Source organism: Skermanella mucosa (assembly GCF_016765655.2).
GTDB classification, from domain to species: Bacteria; Pseudomonadota; Alphaproteobacteria; order Azospirillales; family Azospirillaceae; genus Skermanella; species Skermanella mucosa.
On record NZ_CP086106.1, the window covers coordinates 4603156 to 4618742 of the forward strand.

At 66.2% G+C, this 15587-nt stretch carries 14 protein-coding genes; 10 read left to right on the forward strand and 4 right to left on the reverse strand.

All coding sequences use genetic code 11. The features are described 5' to 3' along the window. The first annotated feature begins 31 nt into the window (after nucleotides 1-31). The 5 genes from JL100_RS21410 (at nucleotide 32) to JL100_RS21430 (ending at nucleotide 6106) form a co-directional block, all read left to right on the forward strand. Nucleotides 32-388: an MmoB/DmpM family protein gene (locus JL100_RS21410; RefSeq protein ID WP_202682699.1), complete on the forward strand. Its 357-nt coding sequence runs from the start codon at nucleotides 32-34 to the stop codon at nucleotides 386-388. A gap of 41 nt (nucleotides 389-429) precedes the next feature. Beyond that, nucleotides 430-1488, forward strand: a complete 1059-nt coding sequence (locus JL100_RS21415; protein ID WP_202682700.1) for an amidohydrolase family protein — start codon at nucleotides 430-432, stop codon at nucleotides 1486-1488. A gap of 5 nt (nucleotides 1489-1493) precedes the next feature. Beyond that, nucleotides 1494-2309, forward strand: a complete 816-nt coding sequence (locus JL100_RS21420) for a metal-sulfur cluster assembly factor (RefSeq protein WP_202682701.1) — start codon at nucleotides 1494-1496, stop codon at nucleotides 2307-2309. Then, nucleotides 2297-3934, forward strand: a complete 1638-nt coding sequence (groEL, locus tag JL100_RS21425; RefSeq protein ID WP_202682702.1) for a molecular chaperone GroEL — start codon at nucleotides 2297-2299, stop codon at nucleotides 3932-3934. Before JL100_RS21420 ends, groEL begins: the two co-directional genes overlap by 13 nt. Nucleotides 3935-4168: 234 nt before the next feature. After that, complete coding sequence (locus tag JL100_RS21430) at nucleotides 4169-6106, forward strand: sigma-54-dependent Fis family transcriptional regulator (protein WP_202682703.1); 1938 nt, start codon at nucleotides 4169-4171, stop codon at nucleotides 6104-6106. Here JL100_RS21430 and JL100_RS21435 read toward each other — a convergent pair. Next, entirely contained in the window at nucleotides 6100-6726 is a 627-nt protein-coding gene (locus JL100_RS21435) for a trimeric intracellular cation channel family protein (RefSeq protein ID WP_228420824.1), read from the reverse strand. The genes JL100_RS21430 and JL100_RS21435 overlap by 7 nt on opposite strands. A gap of 101 nt (nucleotides 6727-6827) precedes the next feature. On the opposite strand from JL100_RS21435, the gene JL100_RS21440 reads away from it, so the two are divergent. Then, entirely contained in the window at nucleotides 6828-8030 is a 1203-nt protein-coding gene (locus JL100_RS21440; protein WP_202682704.1) for a Bcr/CflA family multidrug efflux MFS transporter, read from the forward strand. A gap of 49 nt (nucleotides 8031-8079) precedes the next feature. Here JL100_RS21440 and JL100_RS21445 read toward each other — a convergent pair whose 3' ends face one another. The 3 genes from JL100_RS21445 to JL100_RS21455 all read right to left on the reverse strand — a co-directional run bounded on the left by JL100_RS21445 (nucleotide 8080) and on the right by JL100_RS21455 (nucleotide 10457). Then, on the reverse strand, nucleotides 8080-9027 hold the full coding sequence (locus JL100_RS21445; protein ID WP_202682705.1) for an Rpn family recombination-promoting nuclease/putative transposase: 948 nt from the start codon (nucleotides 9025-9027) through the stop codon (nucleotides 8080-8082). Nucleotides 9028-9114: 87 nt separating this feature from the next. Further along, complete coding sequence (locus tag JL100_RS21450) at nucleotides 9115-9300, reverse strand: hypothetical protein (RefSeq protein ID WP_202682706.1); 186 nt, start codon at nucleotides 9298-9300, stop codon at nucleotides 9115-9117. Between the two features lie 305 nt (nucleotides 9301-9605). Then, nucleotides 9606-10457, reverse strand: a complete 852-nt coding sequence (locus JL100_RS21455; RefSeq protein ID WP_202682707.1) for an extracellular catalytic domain type 1 short-chain-length polyhydroxyalkanoate depolymerase — start codon at nucleotides 10455-10457, stop codon at nucleotides 9606-9608. Nucleotides 10458-11354: 897 nt separating this feature from the next. Here JL100_RS21455 and JL100_RS21460 point away from each other — a divergent pair. From JL100_RS21460 to JL100_RS21475, 4 genes are all read left to right on the forward strand, one after another. Then, nucleotides 11355-12044, forward strand: coding sequence for a LuxR C-terminal-related transcriptional regulator (locus JL100_RS21460; RefSeq protein WP_202682708.1), 690 nt, complete (start codon nucleotides 11355-11357; stop codon nucleotides 12042-12044). 83 nt (nucleotides 12045-12127) lie between these two features. Next, nucleotides 12128-12346: a hypothetical protein gene (locus JL100_RS21465; RefSeq protein ID WP_202682709.1), complete on the forward strand. Its 219-nt coding sequence runs from the start codon at nucleotides 12128-12130 to the stop codon at nucleotides 12344-12346. Nucleotides 12347-12631: 285 nt separating this feature from the next. Next, nucleotides 12632-13885 carry a glucose-1-phosphate adenylyltransferase gene (glgC, locus tag JL100_RS21470; protein ID WP_202682710.1) on the forward strand — a complete coding sequence of 418 codons (1254 nt, stop codon included), beginning with the start codon at nucleotides 12632-12634 and terminating at the stop codon, nucleotides 13883-13885. Nucleotides 13886-13954: 69 nt separating this feature from the next. Beyond that, the gene (locus JL100_RS21475; RefSeq protein WP_202682711.1) at nucleotides 13955-15586 is read left to right on the forward strand and encodes an alpha-D-glucose phosphate-specific phosphoglucomutase; all 1632 of its coding nucleotides are present in this window, start codon (nucleotides 13955-13957) and stop codon (nucleotides 15584-15586) included. The last annotated feature ends 1 nt before the right edge of the window (nucleotide 15587 follow it).

Sequence of the window (15587 nt, forward strand, 5' to 3'; positions counted from 1 at the left end):
AATTCCCGGATCGAGAGAGGAGAAAAGAGCCATGAGCGTCGCCCATGACTTCAACATCTTCAAGCCCATGCAGGACCTGACCTTCGAGCACACGATCTCGCACCAGTGCGGCGTCACCATGAACGACAGCGTCGAGGCGCGCTGCATCGCCGAGGTGATGGAGAACAAGCCGGGCATCAAGGTGACCTACATGCCGGCCATGATCCGCATCGACGGCGAAGGCAAGATGGAATTCAAGATGGACGAGATCAGCGAGGCGCTGGGCCGCGAGATGACCCCGCACCTGTTCGAGATCTCCACCTCCACCCACTACGGCCGCATGGTCATGATCGACGACAACACGGTCGTGTTGTTCGGCAACATGGACGACGCGCTCGAATACACCTGACCCGACAAGATCCAATCAAGAACCGATCGGCGGAGGAAACGATGTTCAAGACGGCGGAAGGCGAGGAAATCTTCATCATCGACGGCCATACCCACCTGTGGGACGGCAGCAAGGAGAACCAGAAGAACATCCATGGCGGACAGTTCATCGACTGCTTCTACGGCTACCATACCGCGCTCAGCCCCAAGGAGTATGTCTGGCCCAAGGAGAAGTTCGACAAGTACGGCGCGGAGACCATGTACAACGACCTGTTCGTCGAAGGCTACGACGACATGGCGATCTTCCAGCCCACATACCTGAAGGACTTCTACGTCAACGGCTTCAACACGACCGAGCAGAACGCCGTCCTCAAGGAGAAGTATCCCGACCGCTTCATCCTCAACGGCGCCTGGGATCCGCGCGACGGCGAAGCGGGCATCGAGGCGCTGCACGAACTGGTCGAGAAGTACAAGATCCAGGGCGTCAAGCTCTACACCGCGGAGTGGAAGGGTGCCAGCAAGGGCTGGAAGTTGACCGACGAGTGGGCGCAGCGCTACATGGCCGAATGCGTCAAGCTGGGCGTGAAGAACATCCACGTCCACAAGGGGCCGACCATCCTGCCCCTGAACCGCGACGCCTTCGACGTGGCCGACATCGACGACGCGGCGACCAGCTTCCCCGAGCTGAACTTCATCGTCGAGCATTGCGGCCTGCCCCGCCTGGACGATTTCTGCTGGATCGCCGTGCAGGAGCCGAACGTCTATGGCGGGCTGGCGGTAGCCCTGCCCTTCATCCACAGCCGGCCCGATTATTTCAACCAGGTCATTTCCGAGCTGCTGTTCTGGCTCGGCCCCGACCGGCTGCTCTACGGCAGCGACTACGCGATCTGGTCGCCCAAGTGGATGGTCGAGAAGTTCATGGCGCACGAACTTCCCGACACTATCAAGAAGGACAAGGGCGTTGACCTCGACCTGGACGCCAAGCGCAAGATCCTCGGGCTCAACGCCGCGAAGCTCTACGGCATCGACGTGCCGGCCCACAAGGCCAAGCTGAGCGGCACCGCGCCGGCCCGCGCGGAGGAGCAGACCATGGCGCAGGTCGCCGAAGTCCTGGGAGACTGAAGTCCATGACCGTTCACGTCACCCCGGGCGACCCGCGCGCGGCGGAGGTGTGGGCGAGCCTGGCGTCGGTGACGGACCCTGAACTCGACGAATCCGTGACGGAGCTCCGCTTCGTCACGCAGGTCGAAGTGGACGCGGAGGATCGCGTCCACATCGGGTTCCGATTGCCGACATACTGGTGCGCCGCCAACTTCGCCTTCCTGATGGCCGACGACATGCGGGTCGCGGTCTCCTCCCTCCCCTGGGTCCGGCAGGTCCTGGTCGACCTGCGCGACCACATGTATTCCGACACCATCAACGAGGGGCTGGCCAAGGGCCGCTCCTTCAAGTCGACCTTCAGCGACGAGGCGGCCAACGAGGACCTGGACGACCTGCGCCGGACCTTCCGGATCAAGGCGTTCCAGCGCCGGCAGGAAGCGGTGGTCCGTTACCTGCTCGACCGGGACTGGACGGTCCAGGCGATCCTCGACCTCGACTGCACGCACTTGGCGACGCTGGCGATCGACGATGCGGAAGCCGCCCGCCAGCGCGACCGTTACCTGGAGATCCGCCGCGAATTCGGCGGCCCCGGCGACATGGCCTTCACCACGGCGCAAGGCGAACCGATCGACCCCCGGAACTTCGCCGAATACCTGTCGCTGCTGCGCCGGGTCCGGATCAACACGGAGTTCAACGGACATCTCTGCCGTGGCCTGCTCCAGGCCCGCTACGGCGACCCCGCGCCAGACGGGGAACCCACCCTGGCCGACTTCATCGCCGGCCGGGTGGCAACCCAGGTGGCAAAAAGCAACACGGGAGGGAATGACGGATGCCGAAAATGATGCTCCACCGCGCCGAGGCGCGCGCCGCCCTCGGCCGGGGCGTCGAGAAGCTGACCCTGGCGGTCCAGGGCACCCTCGGCCCCAAGGGCATGAACGCGATCATCGACCGGCCCATCGGCACGCCGATCGTCTCCCGGGACGGGGTCAGCATCGCCGACGAGGTCGAGCTGGAATGCCGGTTCGAGAACATGGGCGCCCAGGTGGTGCGGGAGGTGTCCAAGCAGACCAACGAGATCGCCGGCGACGGCACCACCACCGCCACCGTGCTCGCCAACGCGCTGATCCAGGGCGGGCTCAAGGTCCTTGAGAACCAGGGCAGCCCGGTGGACTTGGTCGCCGGCATCGACCGAGCCGCCGGCGTCGTCATCGACGCCCTGAAAAAATCCGCCAAGCCGCTCTCCGGCCACACGCAGCTGGAAGCCGTCGCCACCATCGCCGCGACCGATCCAGCATTGGGGCATCTGGTGGCCGAGGCGCTGCGCCGGGTCGGGAGCGACGGCATCGTCGAGGTGACGTTCGGCCCGGGCGTCGAGACGACCCTGGAAGTGGTCGAGGGCATGTCGTTCGACCGGGGCTACATCTCCCACCACATGGTCACCGACGTGGAGACCATGCGGGCCATCCTGGACGATCCGCTCATCCTGATCACCGACCAGCGGATCGCATCGCCCGACCAGATCGCCCACATCCTGACGGAAGTCTCCGCTACCGGCCGTCCGCTGCTGATCATCGCCGACGAGCTGGCCCCCGAAGTCGTGGTGACCCTGATGGGCATGCGGCGCAACGGGGCGGGCCTGGCGGTCGCGGTCAACCCGCCGGAGTTCGGCCACTGGCGGAAGGCCATGCTGGAGGACATCGCGATCCTGACCGGCGGACGGGTGATCGCCCGCGACCTCGGCGGCCGGCTGGAACAGGTCACCCTGGAGGACCTCGGCAGCGCCGACCAGGTCCGGGTCGGCCAGAGCTTCACCTCCCTGATCCGGGGCCACGGCGACCCTGAGCTGATCCGCGCCCGCCGCGCCCAGGTCCAGCGCCAGTTCGACGCGGCTCCGCCCAACATCGAGCGGGACAAGTATACCGAACGGCTCGCCAAGCTGACCGGCGGCACCGCCACCATCCTTGCCGGCGGCGCCACCCCGGCGGAGCAGAAGCGCCGGGTCCAGCTGCTCGACGACAGCCTCAACGCCGCCCGCGCGGCGCTGGAGGAAGGCGTCGTGCCCGGCGGCGGAACCGCCCTGATCCAGGCGGCGCCGGCCCTGGACGTCCTGGCCGACCAGACCTCGGGCGGGGTCCGCGACGGCGTCCGGCTGTTCCAGCGCGCGCTTGCGGCGCCGCTCGGCTGCATCGCCGAGAATTGCGGCCTCGCGGCGAACGACATCGCGGCCCGCGTGGCGGAGGCGCCCCGGGGCACCGGGTTCGATGCCCGGACCGGCCAGTTCACAGACCTGATCGAGGCCGGCATCACCGATCCGGTCAAGGTCACCACGACGGCGGTGCGCAACGCCTCGTCCGCCGCGTGCCTGATCCTGAACACGCACACGCTGATCGCGGACAGGCCCGACGGGTCCGACCCCACGGCCGGACCGGCGCTCGGCGCCGGGGCGGAGAAGCTTGGCCGCCAATAGGCTTGGTCGGCAGTGAGATCCGCCGCTTCCTGCCGGCCGGGGGTGCGACGCACGGGGCGGACCGCCGGCCCCGTGCGTCAATCTCTCCCCGGTTCGTCAAGATCGAAGGAGAGTTCAAGAAGACATCATCCAAACTTTATCGTTACCCAAGGACTTCGCACAGTGTAAACTCCAAGATCCGGACCGCGCCGTCTGAGCAAAAATAATAGGATCCGGGCGAGGGAGTGTGAATACATGCCCAAGACGGGAATCGGGGCGACGATACCGCCCCGTGCCGCTGCCCATGCCGATGAAGCGTCGATCATGCGCGCGTGGGAAGATTTCCTGGCCGGCGTCGATCACCATCCACCGGTCCGGAACGTGGTCGTCAATTCCTGGCGGCGCAGCCTCGAAAGCGGCGTCAACGCCCACGGCTCAAGCGCCCCGCTGGCGGTCCGGGACGACGGGCTGCACCATCTCCGCATCCGGAACCGCGACCTGCTGACGGCGGCGGCCGGCACCCTCGCCGAAGCGGTGGACCTGTTCATCGGCACCGGGTCGATCATGCTGGTCACCGACCCCGAGGGCGTCGTCCTGACCACCGTGGGCGACCGCGCGACGTTGGAGGCCGGCCGGGAGATCCACCTGGAGCCCGGCGGCGCCTGGCATGAATCGGTGGCCGGAACCAACGGCATCGGCACCGCGCTGGTCACCCGGCAGCCGGTCCTGGTCCATGCGACCGAGCATTTCTGCGCCGGGGTCAAGACCTGGACCTGCGCCGCGGCGCCCATCCGCGACCCGATCGATGGTTCCCTGGTGGGATTGCTCGATATCTCCGGCCCCCGCCAGACCTTCCAGCGCCATAACCTCGCCCTGGCCGTCGTCGCCGCCCGCCAAGTCGAATGGGCCATGGCCGACCAGGCGCGGCAGGAGCGCGTGAAGCTGCTGGAGGCCTGCGTCGCCAAGCTGCCGACCTGGGTCGAGGACGGCATCATCGCGGTGGACCGCAAGGGCCGCGTCCTGCACATGAGCGAACGCGCCCGCAGCCTGCTGGAGCACGGCTCGGGTCCCGCGCGCGTGGTGCTCGACAAGGAGTCCCGGGTCGCCAGCCTCGACCCGTCCTGCTGGCCGGCCGAGTGGACCAAGCCGCTGACGGTGGACGGCGAGACCTTGGGAGCGCTCCTGGTCGTCCCAGCCAAGCCCCGGCGCACCGCCAGGCCGTCGGGTCCGCGCCATGAGGGCGATGCCCGGCGCGGCAGCTTCGCCGCCATAGTCGGCTCCAGCCCAGCTGTCCGCACCGCCATCGATCGCGCCCGCAGGCTGGCAGGCCGGCGGGCGCCGGTGCTGATCGAGGGCGAGACCGGCACCGGCAAGGAGCTGTTCGCCCGCGCCATCCACGGCGAGGGCGCGGCCACGCCGTCGGACCCCTTCGTCGCGTTCAATTGCGGCGCCGTTTCCAAGGAGCTGGTCGCCAGCGAACTGTTCGGCTATGTGCGCGGCGCTTTCACCGGGGCGGCCAACGAGGGGCGGCTCGGCCGGTTCGAACTGGCGAACGGCGGCACCCTGTGCCTGGACGAGATCGGCGAGCTGCCGCTCGACCTCCAACCCTACCTGCTCCGCGTCCTGGAGGAGGGCATCGTCTACCGCGTCGGCGACAGCGAGCCGCGGCATGTCGATGTTCGCCTGATCGCCATGACCAACCGCAACCTGCGCGACGAGGTCGCCGCCGGCCGTTTCCGGCAGGATCTCTATTACCGGATCAGCGTGACGACGGTCCGCATCCCGCCGCTCCGCGACCGTGCCGGCGACACCGACCTTCTGGTGCCCCATTTCAACGAATTGCTCGCCCGCCGCCACGATCTGGCGCCCAAGCGGTTCGAGCCGGCCGTGATGGACGCGCTGCGCCGCCACTCCTGGCCCGGCAACGTGCGCGAATTGCGGAACGTGGTCGAAAGCCTCCTGCTGATGAGCGACGAGGATACCGTCATGCTGGCCGACCTGCCGCCCGACATCGTGCCGGCCCCGGCCGAGCCTGCGATTCCCCACCGGCTCGACCAGCTGGAACGCCAGGCGATCGAGGCCACCATCGCCGCCCATACCGGCAACCTGACCTCCGCCGCCCGCGAACTGGGCATTTCCCGGACGACGCTCTACCGCAAGATGGAGCAGTACGGGCTGGAGCGGTATCAGTAGTCTCGGCCCGGGCGCGCCCTGTAGACCGGCAGCGAGACCCCGAAGACGATGCCGACCGCGCGTATTCCGAACGCGGCCACGAAGCCCGCTCCCTGGGACCACACGGCCCCCGCTCCCGCCAGGATCAGCAGGAGATAAGCCAATGCGCCGGCCGCCGCAGCCGTCGCATAGATCTCCTTGCGCAGGATCAGCGGTACCTCGGCGCACAGCACGTCGCGGATGATGCCGCCGAAGGTGGCGGTCATGACGCCCAGGATCACGGCGACCGGCAGCGGCGCTCCGGCCTCCAGCGCCTTCTCGGCCCCGGTCACGCAGAACAGCGCCAGCCCGGCGGCATCGGCCCAGAGCAGGGCCTTGTAGCGCGATTCCAGGTAGGGTGCCGTGAAGAACAGCAGGATGCCGACGCCGATGCAGGTCATCACGTATTCCGGCGCCGAGATCCAATAGACCGCCCCCTGCCCCAGCAGCAGGTCGCGCATGGTGCCGCCGCCGATCCCCGTGACGGTGGCGACCAGGCAGAACCCGACGACGTCCATCTGCTTGCGCGACGCCGTCAGCGCGCCGCTGGCGGCGAACACCGCGACCCCGCAGAGGTCGAGCCAGGCGATCCATTGGTCCAACGCGTATCTCCCATGCCGATGGTTTGGCCCCACACCTTCTATACAGGCGTTCCCGAGGGTGCGAAGCTGCGCCGACATATCCCCGCGACGCAGAAGACTCAATGACATCGCTGTCCGCAGGACGGGCCCGGCCCGTCAACCCTCATTGGCTTGCCATCGTCCTCAGTTCCCTGATGGCCTTCGCCCCGCTGGCCATCGACATGTATCTCCCGGCCCTGCCGGAGATCGGCCGGAGCCTTGCCGCCTCTCCGGCATCGGTCCAGCTTTCGCTCTCCAGCTTCTTCCTGGGCTTCGGCTCCGGCCAGCTGGTCTGGGGGCCCCTGGGCGACCGGTTCGGCCGGCGCGGACCGATCACCGCCGGCATCCTGATCTACATCGCCGCCAGCTTCGGCTGCGCGCTGACCACCGACGCGGACCATCTGGTGCTGTGGCGTTTCGTCCAGGCGTTCGGTGCCTGCGCCGCCCCGGTGCTGGCGCGCGCCATGGTGCGCGACCTGTTCCCCCAGGACCAGGCGGCCCGCATGCTGTCGCTGATGATGCTGATCATGGGCGTGGCCCCTATGATCGCCCCGCTGCTGGGCGGCCAGGTACTGGTGCAACTCGGCTGGCGAGCGATCTTCTGGGGGCTGGCCGCCTTCGGTCTCGTGGTGCTCCTGGCGCTTTTCTCGATCCCGGAAAGCCTCGCCCCGGCGGCGCGCCGGCGGGTCGGCATGGGCGCCATGCTGTCAGGCTACCTGCGCCTGATGGGCAACCGCACCTACCTTGCCTATTCGCTGGCCGGCGCCTTCTTCACCGGGGGCATGTTCAGCTATATCGCGGGAACGCCATTCGTCTATATCGAGTTTTTCGGGATCTCGCCGCAGTCCTACGGACTGCTGTTCGGCGTCAATGTCGTCGGCATGATGGCCTTCAACCTGGTGAACCGCCGGCTGGTTCTGGCGGTCGGCTCCGACCGCGCGCTGCGCTATGGAGCCCTTGGCTGCGCCGCTTCGGGCATCGTCCTGGCAGTGCTGGGCGCCACCGGAAGCTTCGGGCTGGCGGGGATCGCCGTGCCGCTGTTCTTTTATCTCGCCATGCTCGGGCTGGTCGGCGCCAACTCCATGGCCGGCGCCATGTCGGTCGTGCCCGGCATGGCGGGCGCGGCGTCGGGCCTTGCCGGAACGATACAGTTCGGCATGGGTGCGGCGGCGAGCGCCCTGGTCGGTTGGCTGTCCGACGGAACGCCCGGGCCGATGGTCCTGGTGATCGGCGCGATGGGGATCTGCTGCGCGGTGGCGGCGCTGGCGCTTCCGAACCGCTCGTGAAATGGCGGGCCGCGACCCGGCATGCGGCTCGGAAACTCACCCGTGCCGGTCAATGGCGCTGGTCATCCGGAAAGACGGCATCGAGCGACTCCGCCGTCAAGGAACGCCGCAGGATCACATCGAGCTGATCGAAGGGCGTCCTGCGAAGCCTTTCCTCGACAGCCGGCGGGATCAAACCGAATCGGGTTTCGAGGGCAATGCGGATACTCTCCGCCTTGCCTTCGATCACACCCTTGGCATGACCCTCGTTCAGCCATTGCTGTGCAGCGAGCGATACCATGTCCTGCTCCCGGTTCGGCCTGACCCTGCCGTTCACCATCCTCATCATGTCGACGGAGATCCGCGGGTACATCTCCAGCATATAGTACAGCACTTTCTCCGCCAGGGGCGAGCCCTCGCGCAGGCCGGACAGCACCGCCTCCAGCAGCCTCTCCGGGTCGGGCTGGCGGTAGACATACTTCAGCGGCAGCAGCGCCGCCCGGACCTCCGGGTCGGAGGACAGCTGGTCGTCGGGGATGGGCACGATGTTGCAGACGACGTAGCGGAAGTCGCGCAGCAGGTCCCGCAGGCCCTCGTCGGCGCCGATGACGTCGATGACGGAGGTCGGCACCGTCCAGGCGCTGCGCCCGTGATAGAACACCAGCGGGATGACCGGGGGCAGCCGGCGCATCCTGGAAGCGTCGTCGCCGACGAAGCTCTCCCAGATGTCGACCAGGTAGCCCAGCACCTGGAGCGGCGTCCGGGGATCGGGGTGGCTCTTGTGCTCCAGCAGCACATAGATCAGCAGGGTGCCGCCGTCGCGCAGGCGGACCGAGAACAGCCGGTCGACCCAGCTCGGCGTCAGCGTCCGGTCGACGAAGCTGCCGTCCAGCGGCACCGGCGGCTCGTCGCCCAGGCGGGCCGCGATATCGGCCGGCAGGTAGTCGCGGATCAGGATGCCGGCCCGGACCGGATCGTCCAGCAAGGCGCGGAACAGAAGGTCGTGCTGCTGGCCCATCGGAAGGCGACCGTCCGCATGCGGTGGAATGATCGCGGCACAAAACCGTGCCGGCACCCGCTCCGCAATGCGGCATCTCGCCGTGCGTCAGGCGGCCTTGCGAAGCTGATCGTTGGCGGGCTGGCCATTGAAGTTCGCGTTGCCGGCGCCGCGGGTGCCCTCGGCCAGTTCATCGCGGGTCAGCTTGCGCGCGATCACGGCGGTCACGGCGAAATGAACCATGGCGATCAGGGCGAGCAGGGTGACGATGCTGGCGGTGGCTTCGGTGAGCATTGGATTATTCCTGTCTTGGAAGTTCGTTTGTGCAGTGCAGTAAATATGACCCTGAACAACCCTGCATGTCAAATCCGGCATGAGGTATTTTGTATACCAAGCTCGGGAAGCTGCCTTGCGTTTCGCGGATAGGTAACGCAAACCTGATCGAAACCTTTATCGGAACCGGATTGGAGATATCCTCCGCGAACACTCCGCACCTTTTACGAGCTTTCTCGGAGACTCATTCCCTTCAGGAAATATTGTGACGCAATGCAGTATAAGAAAGCTGTTTCCTTGCCCGCCGAAATCCATATTCCATGATTTCATTGCCGGCCGGAGGGACGCTGTACGGTCCAGCGTCCGGGGCGCCGCTTTGACAGGCCCCAGAACCAGGCGATGTGCTCGACACAGGCGATACCCATGTCGAAGACATAGGGCGCCGTCATGACCGACCGCGCGCCGCTGCCGGCCCGCACCGGCGTGCCGTGCGCCATGCCCTTGACGACATATTCCTCGACAACGGCCTCCCCGGCCCGGTTCAGCCAGGCGCGCCGGATGTGCCCGCTGACCTTGTCCACGGTGCCCGGACTCCGGGGCAGCCGGTGGACGCCGATCCACTGCTTGACGATCTCCGCGCCGTTGGCGGGATTGACGGTCCGGTCCGAATCGCCGTGCCAGACCGAAATCCGCGGCCACCGGCCCCGGTGCGCCGAGGCGGCTCGGACCAGCCCCGCCCAGACGATGGACGGCCTGACCCGACCGTGGACCATGGCGTTGAGCGCGTCCATCCTGCCATAGGCGGCCTTGTACGGCATGCCGGCGATCACCGCTCCGCCGGCGAAGACGTCAGGATATGTCGCGAGGAGCGTGGCCGCCATGGCGCCGCCAGCCGACAGGCCGGTCACATAGACGCGGCCGCCGTCGAGCCTATGGTCGGCGACCATCCGGTCGACCATCTGGCGAATCGACAGGGGCTCGCCCTGGTCCCGCTCCATGTCGCCCGGCGAGAACCAGCCGAAGCACCGGTTGAAGTTGTTCGCCCGCCTCTGTTCCGGCAGAAGCAGCGCGAAGCCAAGGCGGGCGGCCAGTTTCGACCAGCCGATGCCATGGTCTAGGCTCGCCGCCGTCTGTCCGCACCCGTGCAGGGCAACCACCAGCGGAGCGTTCGCGGACAATTTTGGCGGCACATACCTATGCATCCGGAGATTCCCGGGGTTCGAACCGAACTCCGCCACTTCCACGATGTCGGGTCGCCATGACGGTGCCGCATGACCGGAACCCGGATTCCGGAATGCCGTCGCCATCCTGCCTGTCGCTCGGGCCATCGCCCTGCCTGTCGAAGTGATTGGAAGCGCTGGGGAGCCGGTCGCCTCGGCCGCCCGCTATCGGGATGAACCCGGCCGGAAAGGGACTCGTTCCTTCGCAGGTGCGAAATCATGGCGAAGCAGCGGAAGTGCCCTCGATTGCGGCAGATGCCACTGCCTAATTTTTCGGCATAGTTACAAAAAAAGGATATAAGAAAGTTGGAGCATTAAGCAGTTGGCAAGCGCGCCGATTTGTGCAAAAAAAAGGCCGCCCCGAAAGGCGGCCTGAGTCTAGGGAGGAAACGCCCAAAGAGGCGTATGCAGCATCACTGCTGCGACATCGAAGTTATCCGAAATCGGAACTCGATCAATGGGAAAGGCAGGTCGTCAGATCTGCCCTTCGCCATTTGCATGACCGCGCGCCCGTCTCCGGGAATGCGCAGGGCTCCAGCCACACCGATACCCCTTCCGGAAACGCGCGGCAGGGAAGGATCACCTCGAAACGCGCTTCCTTTCGGTCGCCGTTTTCCGTGCTCGGTAAGCCACCAACCTCTCGTCAGACCAGCGATTCTCTCCCTGCCTATACCGTTCGAACGACGGAGGTTCGCGGGATACGCCGATCTATCCCTAAAATTCTATTAATTTCCCCTTTATATTGGTCATTTTTTAGACCATTCTTGGTCTCAAGAAGATCACAGCCCACGAACGACTTACCAACCGGCCCCCCTCGTCTAGCTGCGCGGCAGCAATTTATAGGAACCCAAAGTCATGAACGCCAATGGCCGTACGATCCTCGTTGAATCCAATCGTCTTTTCCGTGAAGGACTTAAGCATCTGCTGGCCGGCACCCGCTTCGAGGTCGGTGCCGAGTTCAATACCATGGAGCAGGCGATCGCCCATGGCGGCCAGGAAGGCCCCGGGCAGGACGCCGAGCCGGCGCTGGTAATCACCGGACAGGCCATCAAGGCCGCGGCCGACCTGCAGCAGCTCCGGGATACCTATCCCTCTGCCCGTATCGTCGTGCTGGCCGACGACATGTCGGTGGACATGCTGCGCGATGCGATGGGCGGCGGCGCGGACGGTTTCCTGATCAAGAACGTCTCGCCCGAAGCGCTGATCCAGTCGCTCCAGCTCATCATGCTGGGCGAGAAGGTGTTCCCGACCAACCTGGCCGCGATGCTGCTCGACATCAACGCGCCCTCGCCGCAGAACTCGATCCGCGGCCTGTCACCCCGCGAGCAGGAGATCCTTCAATCGCTGGTCACCGGCGCCAGCAACAAGATGATCGCGATCCGGCTCGGCATCACCGAGGCGACCGTCAAGGTCCACCTGAAGACGCTGCTGCGCAAGATCGACGTCAACAACCGCACCCAGGCGGCGATCTGGGCCATGAACAACGGCTTCTCGGCGGAAGGCTCGGGCACGCCGACCCGCAATCTTCAGGCGGTTTCCGCCTGAGGCGAAGCCCCTCCCCGGGGAGCACTCCCCGGGATCACGACTGAAACCAGGACGGCGACAACAGGCTGCGGACGGGACTTTCCATGAGCGATCATTCCAAACTTCACACTATTCCTGTCAAACTTGGCCTCAGCGAACATTACCTGGTGGGTCGCATGCTGATGCTCCGGGAGCGTCTGACGCCGCAGCAGTGGAACGTCTACGACCGAAGCGCGGAAGCGATCTGCAACCAGATCCTCAGCCGCCTGCCCGCCGACAACCCCGACTCCGCCAAGTGGGACAACCGCCGCAAACGGGACTGAGGCACACGGCCGAAACCGAAACCGCGCCGATCCGAACGGCCGCGCCCCAGGCAACGGGGCGCGGCCGTTTGCCGTTTACCGAAGTACAAGTGACTGCCTGGAACTGTTCTTAATTCAGTCTGAAAAACATAGTAAACGAGGAGGGATTAATCCTCTGGACAAAAGCATCATCGCAGTGCAACAAGGCTACCTTTTCCCGCATCGGCTGTTACTCTGATACCGAAGTGCGAAAGCCATATCCAAGAGCGTCGATCCCCAACAGACGCCAGAAGAAGGAACAGCTTGATGCAACTCAAGATCATGGGACTGATCCTCGCCGGCGGCAAAGGCACGCGGCTGTTTCCGTTGACGAAGGAGCGGGCGAAGCCGGCCGTACCCTTCGGCGGCAAGTACCGCATCGTCGATTTCGTCTTGAGCAATTTCATCAACTCGGGAATTTTCTCGATCTATGTCCTGATCCAGTTCCGTAGCCAGTCCCTGCTCCAGCATCTGCGTGACGGCTGGCAGTTCGGCGGGCTGCTTCAGGAGCAGTTCATCATCCCGGTGCCGGCACAGATGCGCTCGCCCGGGGAGACCTGGTACAGCGGCACGGCCGACGCCGTGGCCCAGAACTGCAACCTGATCGAACAGTCCCGGCCCGACCTCGTGGTCCTGTTCGGCGCCGATCACATCTACCGGATGGACATCCGGCAGATGATCGAGTTCCACTCCCGCATGAATGCCGGAGTCACCGTCGCCGTGATCCCGGTCGACAAGAAGTACGCCAAGGAATTCGGCGTGATCGAGGTGGACGAGGATGGGCGGATCATCGGCTTCGTGGAGAAGCGCGAGGATGCCCCGACCATGCCGGGCGACCCGACCAAGGTCCTGGCGTCCATGGGCAACTACATCTTCTCGACCGACCTGCTGCTGAGGATGGTCTACGACGACGTCAAGAACCCGAACAGCTCCCATGACTTCGGCAAGGACATCCTGCCGAACCTGGTCGGCAAGGTCGAGATGTTCGCCTACGACTTCCAGACCAACCGCATCGCCGGCGACCCGCCCGACCGGGTCCCGTACTGGCGCGACGTCGGCACGCTGGACGCCTATTACGAAGCCAGCATGGACGTCCGCGCGATCGATCCGCCGCTCAATCTCTATAACCGCCAGTGGCCGCTGCGCACCTCGGGCTATTCCGACCCGCCGGCCAAGTTCGCCTTCGACGAGGACGATCGCCGGGGCCAGGCGATCGACAGCATGCTGTCCGGCGGCTGCATCGTTTCGGGCGGCGTCGTCAAGCGCTCGGTGCTCGGCCGCTGGGTGCGCGTCCATTCCGGTGCCCTGGTCGAGGACAGCGTGATCTTCGACAACGTGGACATCGGCCGCCGGGCCAGGATCCGCCGCGCGATCATCGAGAAGAACGCCCGCATCCCCGCCGACGCGGTGATCGGCTACGATCTCGACGAGGACCGCAAGAAGTACCATGTCACCGAAAGCGGGATCGTGGTCATCGACGGTACCCGCTCGCCGGTGCCGCTGGGTCACATCACCGTCTGAACCGCTATCCACGCCACCACGGCCGGAAGACGACCGGCCGCTCCACCGACCAAGCGAACAGGAACAGGAATGGCCCCGGTGATCGTCCAAACCACCCCCTTCAACGACCAGAAGCCCGGCACCTCGGGGCTGCGCAAGAAGGTGGCCGTCTACAGCCAACCGCACTACGTGGCCAATTTCGTCCAGTCGATCTTCGACGTGATGGACGGCATCCGGGGCCAGACCGTCGTGGTCGGCGGCGACGGGCGCTTCTACAACGCGGAAGCGATCCAGATCATCATCAGGATGGCGGCGGCCAACGGCATCGGCCGCCTGCTGGTCGGCCGCGGCGGCATCCTGTCGACTCCGGCCGCGTCCAACGTCATCCGCAAGTACAAGGCGTTCGGCGGGATCATCCTGTCGGCCAGCCATAACCCGGGCGGGCCCGACGGGGACTTCGGCATCAAGTACAATACCGGCAACGGCGGCCCGGCGCCGGAGCGGATCACCGACGCGATCCACCGCCGCACCGGCGAGATCACGGAGTATCGCACGGTGGAGGCGCCGGACCTCGACCTCGACCGACTCGGCGAGACCCGGCTCGACGGCATGGCGGTGGAAATCATCGACCCCGTCGCCGACTATGCCGAACTGATGGAGAGCCTGTTCGACTTCGGCCGCATCCGCGCGATGTTCCAGGGCGGCTTCCGCATGACCTTCGACGCGCTCAGCGCGGTCACCGGCCCCTATGCCACGGAGATCCTGGAAAATCGGCTGGGCGCCCCCGCCGGGACCGTGCTGAACGGCACTCCCCTGCCCGACTTCGGCGGGCACCACCCCGATCCCAACCCGGTCCATGCCCACGACCTCGTCGCCGCCATGACCGGGCCGAACCCGCCGGACTTCGGCGCCGCGTCCGACGGCGACGGCGACCGCAACATGATCATGGGACCGAACCTCTTCATCACGCCCAGCGACAGCCTGGCGGTCCTGGCGGCCAACGCCCATCTGGCCCCGGGTTATGCCACCGGCCTCAAGGGCATCGCGCGTTCCATGCCGACCAGCCGCGCCGCCGACCGGGTCGCGGCCAAGCTGGGCATTCCCGGCTTCGAGACACCCACCGGCTGGAAGTTCTTCGGCAACCTGCTCGACGCCGGCATGGCGACCCTGTGCGGCGAGGAAAGCGCCGGCACCGGCTCGGACCATGTCCGCGAGAAGGACGGGCTGTGGGCGGTGCTGCTCTGGCTCAACATCCTGGCGGTCCGGGGCGAGCCGATCGGCCGCATCATGACGGGGCACTGGCGCGAGTACGGCCGCGATTACTATACCCGGCACGACTACGAGGACATCGACACCGCGACGGCGGACGCCCTGATGGCCGACCTGCGGGCGGCCTTGCCGACCCTGCCCGGCACGGCCTTCGGGGAGACCTCGGTCGAGGCCGCCGACGATTTCGAGTACCGCGACCCGGTGGACGGCTCCGTCGCCAGCCGCCAGGGCGTGCGAGTCACCCTGAAGGACGGCTCCCGCGTGGTCTACCGCCTGAGCGGCACCGGCACCGGCGGCGCCACGCTCCGCGTCTACATGGAACGCTACGAGGCCGATCCTGCCGGGCAGGACAGGGATGCGCAGGAAGCCCTGTCGGGCCTTATCGCTATCGCCGACGGGATCGCCGGGATACGGTCCCGGACCGGCCGGGAAGCGCCGTCGGTCATCACCTGAC

Bases quoted from the DNA above. Each gene is read 5' to 3' on its own strand.
- JL100_RS21410 (WP_202682699.1), top strand. From the start codon at position 32: ATGAGCGTCGCCCATGACTTCAACATCTTCAAGCCCATGCAGGACCTG.
- JL100_RS21415 (WP_202682700.1), top strand. From the start codon at position 430: ATGTTCAAGACGGCGGAAGGCGAGGAAATCTTCATCATCGACGGCCAT.
- JL100_RS21420 (WP_202682701.1), top strand. From the start codon at position 1,494: ATGACCGTTCACGTCACCCCGGGCGACCCGCGCGCGGCGGAGGTGTGG.
- groEL (WP_202682702.1), top strand. From the start codon at position 2,297: ATGCCGAAAATGATGCTCCACCGCGCCGAGGCGCGCGCCGCCCTCGGC.
- JL100_RS21430 (WP_202682703.1), top strand. From the start codon at position 4,169: ATGCCCAAGACGGGAATCGGGGCGACGATACCGCCCCGTGCCGCTGCC.
- JL100_RS21440 (WP_202682704.1), top strand. From the start codon at position 6,828: ATGACATCGCTGTCCGCAGGACGGGCCCGGCCCGTCAACCCTCATTGG.
- JL100_RS21445 (WP_202682705.1), bottom strand. From the start codon at position 9,027: ATGGGCCAGCAGCACGACCTTCTGTTCCGCGCCTTGCTGGACGATCCG.
- JL100_RS21450 (WP_202682706.1), bottom strand. From the start codon at position 9,300: ATGCTCACCGAAGCCACCGCCAGCATCGTCACCCTGCTCGCCCTGATC.
- JL100_RS21460 (WP_202682708.1), top strand. From the start codon at position 11,355: ATGAACGCCAATGGCCGTACGATCCTCGTTGAATCCAATCGTCTTTTC.
- JL100_RS21465 (WP_202682709.1), top strand. From the start codon at position 12,128: ATGAGCGATCATTCCAAACTTCACACTATTCCTGTCAAACTTGGCCTC.
- glgC (WP_202682710.1), top strand. From the start codon at position 12,632: ATGCAACTCAAGATCATGGGACTGATCCTCGCCGGCGGCAAAGGCACG.
- JL100_RS21475 (WP_202682711.1), top strand. From the start codon at position 13,955: ATGGCCCCGGTGATCGTCCAAACCACCCCCTTCAACGACCAGAAGCCC.